Annotated in this window: 8 protein-coding genes; 5 read left to right on the top strand and 3 right to left on the bottom strand. The window is 43.1% G+C overall.

The window, feature by feature from the left end; genetic code table 11:
- Positions 1-144: 144 nt before the first annotated feature.
- Genes A0765_RS00540 through A0765_RS00530 form a run of 3 tightly spaced genes read right to left on the bottom strand, consistent with a single transcriptional unit; the run spans position 145 to position 2,269 of the window.
- Positions 145-1,563 carry a DUF4153 domain-containing protein gene (locus A0765_RS00540; RefSeq protein ID WP_062004043.1) on the bottom strand — a complete coding sequence of 473 codons (1,419 nt, stop codon included), beginning with the start codon at positions 1,561-1,563 and terminating at the stop codon, positions 145-147.
- A 2-nt stretch (positions 1,564-1,565) separates the two neighbouring features.
- Complete coding sequence (locus A0765_RS00535; RefSeq protein WP_005591644.1) at positions 1,566-1,784, bottom strand: helix-turn-helix domain-containing protein; 219 nt, start codon at positions 1,782-1,784, stop codon at positions 1,566-1,568.
- An 8-nt stretch (positions 1,785-1,792) separates the two neighbouring features.
- Entirely contained in the window at positions 1,793-2,269 is a 477-nt protein-coding gene (locus tag A0765_RS00530; protein ID WP_005592081.1) for a DUF2975 domain-containing protein, read from the bottom strand.
- Positions 2,270-2,504: 235 nt separating this feature from the next.
- On the opposite strand from A0765_RS00530, the gene A0765_RS00525 reads away from it, so the two are divergent.
- From A0765_RS00525 to rsmA, 5 genes are all read left to right on the top strand, one after another.
- Positions 2,505-3,275, top strand: coding sequence for a TatD family hydrolase (locus A0765_RS00525; protein ID WP_062004042.1), 771 nt, complete (start codon positions 2,505-2,507; stop codon positions 3,273-3,275).
- Positions 3,241-3,837 carry a ribonuclease M5 gene (rnmV, locus tag A0765_RS00520; RefSeq protein WP_062004041.1) on the top strand — a complete coding sequence of 199 codons (597 nt, stop codon included), beginning with the start codon at positions 3,241-3,243 and terminating at the stop codon, positions 3,835-3,837. Before A0765_RS00525 ends, rnmV begins: the two co-directional genes overlap by 35 nt.
- Positions 3,838-3,848: 11 nt before the next feature.
- Positions 3,849-4,703: an SDR family NAD(P)-dependent oxidoreductase gene (locus tag A0765_RS00515; protein ID WP_062004039.1), complete on the top strand. Its 855-nt coding sequence runs from the start codon at positions 3,849-3,851 to the stop codon at positions 4,701-4,703.
- Between the two features lie 122 nt (positions 4,704-4,825).
- On the top strand, positions 4,826-5,629 hold the full coding sequence (locus A0765_RS00510) for a hypothetical protein (RefSeq protein WP_062004037.1): 804 nt from the start codon (positions 4,826-4,828) through the stop codon (positions 5,627-5,629).
- A gap of 12 nt (positions 5,630-5,641) precedes the next feature.
- Positions 5,642-6,514, top strand: a complete 873-nt coding sequence (gene rsmA, locus A0765_RS00505; protein ID WP_062004035.1) for a 16S rRNA (adenine(1518)-N(6)/adenine(1519)-N(6))-dimethyltransferase RsmA — start codon at positions 5,642-5,644, stop codon at positions 6,512-6,514.
- Positions 6,515-6,527: the final 13 nt, after the last annotated feature.

Genomic DNA, 6,527 nt, shown 5'->3' with positions numbered 1-6,527 from the left:
GGGCTGTAAAAGCTGATGAAATCAGCGTAATAGAGCCCACTCAACCACTGCGTCTTGCTCGACAATCCAAAGACAATTGAGAGGCTAGGACTTTTGTCCCAGCCTCTTTTTGATACTTATATTGGCATATAAGTATGCTCTCTATCAAGCAGCTAAGAGCAGAGGATAGAGATAGCAGAGCAGCGTGAAACTAATAAGGGCGTAGAAGATACCGATTCGGATCGCTTGGATGGGCTTGTAGAAGCGAATCAGGGTCAGAATACACCAGACCAGTAGAACGAGGATAAACCAAGCGGAGATCAGGCGCAATGGTGTTGGACCGTAGAGATAGATGTAGATGCCAAAGAGTTTCCAGCCAGCAAGCAAGGCCAGTAAAAATGCGAAAGTAAAGAGAATAGTGCTGGCTAGACGAGTACCTTTCTGGTCCCAGAGAGGTTTTTGGGCCAGTAAATAAAAGGCGGCTAGGACAGCGAAATTTAGAAGTGATACACGAACAAGCTGCCAGAAACCAGCAACAGCAACAGTTGAGGCATTTTGTGGAGAAATGGTTTGGAGGCTAGTGCCAGCACTAAGGAGTTCGCTTAATTCTCCTAAACCAACGAGGAAAAAGAGAGCGTAGGTCAGGCAGAGGCTGCCGATGATGATATAGGCTGTAAAAGCAGGAAACATTCGCAGTGGCTGAATTTTATTTTGGAAGCTTTGATAGGTAACTTTGATATTCTTTTGATTCAGTAAGCTGCCAACAATCAGACTGTAGAGATAGAGGCCAATAGGTAGGGCCAAAAAGATGCGAAGAGCGATGGCGTCTGTATCAAGATTTGCAAAAATCAATTCAAAGAAAAGATGCAAGGCATCAGCTGTATCACTAAAGAAAAGAGCAAATCGATCAGAGACTTGGCTGAGTTGTGACCAAACGAAGAAGACCAGCATACCAGCAATAAGAAGGCTACTTGCGATCATCGTACTTTGGAGTGCTTTCCTCGAAGAATCGCTGTCTTCAGTAGTTACATCTGAAGTCTTATCGCTCAGAGCAAAGACTTGAAGACCAGCGAAAAAGTTTCTAAAAGGTAGAATCACAAAGGCCTGAATGCTATCGTACCAAACCATGATCCCCAAACGGCCTTGATTGAGCCAACCCGTCCGTGACAGGATATAAAAAGAAAAGGAGATGTGGAGAGTCAAAGTCTGAAAAATTTCTAATTGTGGGTGAAAGCCCCAGATACTGAGTGCCAGTGCCTGAGTCAAACTGAGAATCAGGAAAAGCTTGGACTCGAGCCCAGTAGAGGCATCCTTTTCGATTTGAGGCAAGCTTTTTGGCGTTTTTCTTATTAACCACTCGGTCAGGCTAATTAAACCAATCGCAATAGGAAAAAAGTAAATGGTCTTGTTGCCGTCGATGGCAACTGTATAAAAGTAGGCCAAAAAATAGAGAATGAGAGAGCTGATTCTATAATTCTTCAGTTCCTTTATATTTAAAGCTGTGAAGATGCTTTTTCGTTCTTGGTCTTTTTCAAAAGGAAGGTAGGGTTGCCCCGTCATCTGTTCTTGTGATGGTGTTTCCATGTTTATTCCTCCTCGGTTTCATCTGTGATATATTCAAGAATATCGCCGGGTTGGCAGTCCAATTCCCGACAAAGGGCATTAAGTGTTGAAAAGCGTATTGCCTTGGCTCGGTTATTTTTCAAGATGGACAAGTTGGCAGGAGTGAGGTCAATCAATTCTGCTAAGCGTCCAGCACTAATCCGTTTTTGAGCCATGACAAGGTCTAAATTTATCTGAATCATAGTCCCTCCTAAATCGTGTAGTCTACTTCTTCTTGCAGCTCAATTGCCTTGCCAAAAGCATTGCGGATAACCCGAATAATCAAGGTTAAAATGCAGCAAGAAACGGCTACGAGGAGCATGGGCATATAGACTGTCAAGCCCATAAAGAAAGAAATGAGGGTGACCATTCCAACTTCCCAGCCCAGATAGCGCATATACTGTACATTCTGTCTGATAAAGACCTGATTTTTCCCGATGCGGCTGAGGAGCCGATAGAGATGCACGATACAGGTCAGAGCCAGGCAGCCTAAGACATAGCCTAGAAGCAACAATATCCAATAGCGACTTTCTCCCTGAAAGAAAGGAGAGGGAAATTCAATGACTAGGCTGACTACCCAAGGTCCGATGGCTATCAGGACAATGGAAGCAATAAATAAAATGCTGAGGCTGATTTTTGTAAGCACAATGCTTATATCTTCAGCTGTTTTTTGTCTTGTCTTTGACATGGATTCCTCCAAATAAATTTCTATTTTTATTTACTATATCACAATACATATCGATAATCAATAACAAAATATCGAAAAATAATAAAAAATTATCAAAAAACAGTAAAAGTATTTTTGATAGGTGCTGTAAAAATAACAAATACCCGCTGAAGTAGGTGGAGAGAAAGTAAAGCTCTTGCCCCTTTATCTGACTTTTTTGGTATAATGAAAAGCAGGAAATACAAGGAAGTAAAGCATGAAAATTTTTGATACACACACGCATTTAAATGTGGAAGAATTTGCTGGTCGAGAGGCAGAAGAACTTCGGTTGGCTGCAGAAATGGGCGTTAGCAATATGAATGTTGTCGGTTTTGATCGGCCGACCATTGAGCGCGCCTTGGAGTTGGCCGATAATTATGAGCAGATTTATGCTACGATTGGCTGGCATCCGACTGAGGCTGGGACTTATGATGAGGCGGTGGAAGCCTATCTGCTGGACAAGCTTGCTCATCCAAAAGTGGTGGCTCTGGGCGAGATTGGGCTGGATTATCACTGGATGACAGCGCCAAAGGAAGTGCAAGAGCGAGTATTTCGCCGACAAATCCAGCTCTCCAAAGAGTTAGATCTGCCCTTTGTCGTCCACACGCGCGACGCTTTAGAAGACACCTATGAGATTATCAAGAGTGAGGGTGTAGGCCCTCGTGGCGGTATCATGCACTCTTATTCGGGTTCTTTGGAAATGGCAGAGCGCTTTATCGAGCTGGGGATGATGATTTCCTTTTCTGGAGTTGTCACCTTTAAAAAAGCGACGGATATTCAAGAAGCTGCGCAGAACCTGCCTTTGGAGAAAATCCTCGTCGAGACAGATGCGCCTTATCTGGCACCTGTTCCCAAGCGTGGCCGAGAAAACAAAACAGCCTATACCCGCTATGTTGTGGAAAAAATTGCGGAACTTCGTGGACTGACTGTCGACGAAGTAGCGCAGGCGACCTATGCCAATGCAAAGAAGGTGTTTGGACTTGACTGAAAAGATAAAAATCCCCCAAGTGGTCGTTGTGGAAGGGCGTGATGACACAGCCAATCTCAAGCGCTATTTTGATGTTGAGACCTATGAAACTAGAGGTTCTGCCATTAGCGATGCAGATATCGAGCGGATTCGCCACCTGCAGGACTTACATGGAGTCATTGTCTTTACAGACCCTGATTTCAACGGCGAGCGGATTCGCCGTCTGATTATGACGGAAATTCCCGCAGTCCAACATGCCTTTCTCAAGCGTGACGAAGCAGCTCCCAAGTCCAAGACCAAAGGGCGCTCACTAGGTATTGAGCACGCTAGCTTTGAGGACTTAAAGACAGCCCTCGCTGGGGTAACCGGCCAATTTGAGTCAAGCAGTGATTTTGATGTGACAAAGAATGACCTCATGCGGCTGGGATTGCTCCTAGGGAGCGACAGCCGTCAGCGCCGAGAGTATCTGGGCGAGCAACTCCGCATCGGCTATTCCAATGGCAAACAGCTGCTCAAGCGGTTGGAACTGTTTGGCGTAACCTTGGCAGAAGTGGAAGAAGCCATGCTCAAGTATTCAGTCTAACGGAGTCAGAAATGAAAAAAGTAATTATTACGGGCGACAATAGTGGTATTGGCTACCAGGTTGCTAAACAGTTAGCTGAAAAAGAGTGGTCAGTGACCCTATTTTGCCGGAGAAAAGAAGCTGCTGAGCAAGCCTGTGAGAAAATCCGTCAACAAACAGGAAATCCGCATATAGATTATACCTTGGTTGATTTGTCTGATATGAAGAGCGTCAGGAAAACGATAGAACAGTATATCCAAAAAGAAGAGACTTTAGATGTTTTAATTAACAATGCGGCTGATTTTGATTTATCAATCAAAAGTCCTGTGATAACCAAAGATGGATTAGAAAAGCAGTTTGCGACCAACGTGGGCGCTCCCTTCTTGCTTTCTACCTTGTTGAGAGGCTTGTTAGAAAAGTCAGAAAGTGGTCGGATTATTAATATTTCTTCCCAAGGACTGGTGCTTTATCCTTTCATGAAGCTTGATTTTGAAAATTTATCTGGTCAAAAACATTACAGTCCTGCCAAGACCTATTATCAGAATAAACTGGCCTTGTTGATGCTGTCGCTTTATATGCGGAAACAGTGGAAAGGCATCAAAATTCAGGCGATTCGTGTGACCAATGTCAAAGTAGATATGCGCCGCTATGATCACCTCAGCGCTTTTATGAAAAATCTGTATAAAATTAAGTCGAGATTTTCGATTAGTCCTGAAGAAATGGCGAAAGTCTATACAGCTTTATCTACAGAAGATGGCTATGAGGGCTTTTTGTATGACGAGAAATGCAAAGAAGTTAAGGCTAATACATTTGCTTACGAGGAAGAAGAGCAGAAAAACCTCTATTCCTTGCTTGAGCAAATGATCTCTTTAAAAGATAACAAATAACGAATTAGCAAGCATCTGTACTGGTAATGGTGGAAACAAGAGGTGACTCAAGCGGTTGGAACTGTTTGGTGTGATTTTAACAGAACTTGCAACTTTGATAAAAAATTGTGAAGGGAGATGACATGGCAAATAGAAGCTATATTTATTTAAAAAACGGCGATGAGGCACGTATTCTAACGGAGGGCGTTTACATAATTCCTTATTTTTGGCAATTATTCTGGGATGAAAAAGATTTGCGAATGCCTAGTATTCTATGGAAAAAATTTAATATCTTACTTCCTATTGAAAAATTCCAGAAAAATTCCCACAAAAATCGGTCTTTTTTAGAAAAGAATGCCCCTCAGGTCTTGCAACTATATAATGATTTTGTTCGCTATATTCTTGCAAATGTCAAAGATGGTGACATGCTAGGATTTGATATTTTAGAAGTTGCTTCTATGGACGGATTGTCTACAACTTCGCGTAAGCTTTTAAAAAACATCCGAGCAATTCAGGGAAATCAACCCCAAGAATTGGATTTTTCTTTAACAGGTACGAACTTGATTGGGCTTGCCATGGGGTTTCCTGATTATTATGCCTCAAAATTGTTGCCAGAGGATAATATTCTAGACTCGGTTGCATACCAAGATGAGTTGAAGAAAATGCAAGGCCCAAAAGATAAACAAGTGCAAGTTCAAGAGGCTGAGCAAGTCCAAGTTCAAGAAGATAAGCTAGTACAACGTCAAGAAGATGATCAAGTGCAATGCCAAGAAGCTAAACAAGAGCAAAGCCAAAAAGAAGAGCAGGTACAAGTCCAAGAAGATGATCAAGTGCTTGATGAGACTGGGGCCGATGCGAAAGAGAATAACCGAGGTAATGGCATAGTATATTTGCTTTTATTGGTACTAGTAATTCGGTTGATTTTTTATATGATGGCTAAGAAATAGAAAAGAGAGAAAATGAGAATTGCAGATTATAGTGTGACCCGTGCCATTCTGGAGCGTCACGGTTTCACTTTCAAAAAATCGTTCGGTCAGAATTTCCTGACTGATACCAACATCCTCCAGAAGATTGTGGATACAGCCGAGATTGATAAAAAGATCAATGTCATCGAGATTGGTCCTGGAATTGGGGCATTGACAGAATTTTTGGCGGAAAATGCTGCAGAGGTTATGGCCTTTGAGATCGATGATCGTCTGGTGCCGATTTTGGCGGATACTCTGCGCGATTTTGACAATGTGACTGTGGTCAATCAGGATATTCTCAAGGTTGATCTGGCTCAGTACATAGCAGAGTTTAAAAATCCAGACCTGCCTATCAAGGTAGTGGCGAATCTGCCCTACTATATCACGACGCCTATTCTTATGCATTTGATTGAGAGCGGGATTCCTTTTAGTGAGTTTGTCGTTATGATGCAAAAAGAAGTGGCGGATCGGATTTCGGCTCAGCCTAATACCAAGGCCTACGGCAGTTTGTCTATTGCCGTGCAGTATTACATGACTGCCAAGGTTGCCTTTATCGTGCCGCGGACAGTCTTTGTGCCAGCACCAAATGTGGATTCGGCCATTCTCAAGATGGTACGCAGAGACCAGCCTGCAGTTGAAGTCCAAGACGAGAAATTCTTTTTCAAGGTTTCCAAGGTTAGCTTTGTCCACCGTCGCAAGACGCTCTGGAACAATCTGACCAGTCATTTTGGGAAGTCAGAGGAGACCAAGGCTAAGCTAACAGCTGCTTTAGAGCAAGCTGAATTGTCTCCAAGTGTTCGGGGGGAAGCCTTGACTTTGGCAGATTTTGCCCGTCTGGCGGATGCCTTGAAGGAACAAGGATTATAAGATTATGAAAACC

Source organism: Streptococcus cristatus (assembly GCF_001588905.1).
In the GTDB taxonomy this organism is placed as follows: Bacteria; Bacillota; Bacilli; order Lactobacillales; family Streptococcaceae; genus Streptococcus; species Streptococcus cristatus_N.
The sequence above is the reverse complement of the archived record's forward strand: the minus strand, read 5'-3'. Positions and strand labels throughout refer to the sequence as shown.

What these genes read in the sequence shown, in the direction of transcription:
- rnmV (WP_062004041.1), top strand. Translation starts at nt 3,241, where the DNA reads ATGCCAATGCAAAGAAGGTGTTTGGACTTGACTGAAAAGATAAAAATC.
- rsmA (WP_062004035.1), top strand. Translation starts at nt 5,642, where the DNA reads ATGAGAATTGCAGATTATAGTGTGACCCGTGCCATTCTGGAGCGTCAC.
- A0765_RS00515 (WP_062004039.1), top strand. Translation starts at nt 3,849, where the DNA reads ATGAAAAAAGTAATTATTACGGGCGACAATAGTGGTATTGGCTACCAG.
- A0765_RS00510 (WP_062004037.1), top strand. Translation starts at nt 4,826, where the DNA reads ATGGCAAATAGAAGCTATATTTATTTAAAAAACGGCGATGAGGCACGT.
- A0765_RS00525 (WP_062004042.1), top strand. Translation starts at nt 2,505, where the DNA reads ATGAAAATTTTTGATACACACACGCATTTAAATGTGGAAGAATTTGCT.
- A0765_RS00530 (WP_005592081.1), bottom strand. Translation starts at nt 2,269, where the DNA reads ATGTCAAAGACAAGACAAAAAACAGCTGAAGATATAAGCATTGTGCTT.
- A0765_RS00535 (WP_005591644.1), bottom strand. Translation starts at nt 1,784, where the DNA reads ATGATTCAGATAAATTTAGACCTTGTCATGGCTCAAAAACGGATTAGT.
- A0765_RS00540 (WP_062004043.1), bottom strand. Translation starts at nt 1,563, where the DNA reads ATGGAAACACCATCACAAGAACAGATGACGGGGCAACCCTACCTTCCT.